This window comes from Mycobacterium sp. E1715 (assembly GCF_001667625.1).
Lineage (GTDB): Bacteria > Actinomycetota > Actinomycetes > Mycobacteriales > Mycobacteriaceae > Mycobacterium.
On the sequence record NZ_LZJJ01000504.1, the window covers coordinates 1 to 740 of the forward strand.

The following is a 740-nucleotide window of genomic DNA, read 5'->3' on the forward strand; positions in this document are numbered from 1 at the left end:
AATACGCGGCGATCGTCGAGGGCGTCGAAGAGAAGATGCCACTGGGCATCGCCGACCGAATGGCCGGGATCTGCGCAGGTTTCGCACCGGACGCGTCGCTGATCGCATTCACCCGGCGGCACGATGTCATCCCGACGGGCCGCGGCCCGGTGGCGCCGCCGCTGAGCGGACTACACGAAGTGGAACCGCTCCGAGCGCGCGGGATGCGCAGATCCCGGCCATTCGGTCGGCGATGCCCAGTGGCATCTTCTCTTCGACGCCCTCGACGATCGCCGCGTATTGGGCGGCGTATCCGGACACGAGCGCGGCACCGACCCAGTCGTCGAGCAACAGATTCAGCAGGCTGGCCCGCACTACTTCCTCAGGGAACAGCCGGCTGACCGTCGCCCGAAATCCCGCGCCGACACGACAGCCCAGCAAGGCGTCCAGACCGGCGGGCGCGGTGATGTCGTCGACGACTTGATCGGTGAGGTGCGCCCTCACTCGGACCTCGCCGAGGATCTCGACACGTCCGTCCTCGGCGCCGACCACGTCACGCGCCCGCAGGTCCGCCACGGAGCCGCGCACCCCATCCGGATGGGTGTCGATCGTGCTGGTGCGTCGCCGTACGCCCGGCAGCGACTGTGGCCCGCCGTCCACGAAGGGCCGCCGCGGGCCGAGGATGTCGTCGACGAACGGCATGGTGGCTCAGGGCTTCCAGTCAGTCGCGTCGGCCCATTCCCAGGCCTGCCGGGAGGCGC

Annotated in this window: 1 protein-coding gene; it reads right to left on the reverse strand. The window is 69.7% G+C overall.

All coding sequences use genetic code 11. The features are described 5' to 3' along the window. Positions 1-126: 126 nt before the first annotated feature. Positions 127-681: a hypothetical protein gene (locus tag A9X03_RS24875; protein WP_197696141.1), complete on the reverse strand. Its 555-nt coding sequence runs from the start codon at positions 679-681 to the stop codon at positions 127-129. Positions 682-740 lie beyond the last annotated feature (59 nt).

Coding starts and splice junctions, on each gene's coding strand:
- A9X03_RS24875 (WP_197696141.1), bottom strand. CDS start 681: ATGCCGTTCGTCGACGACATCCTCGGCCCGCGGCGGCCCTTCGTGGAC.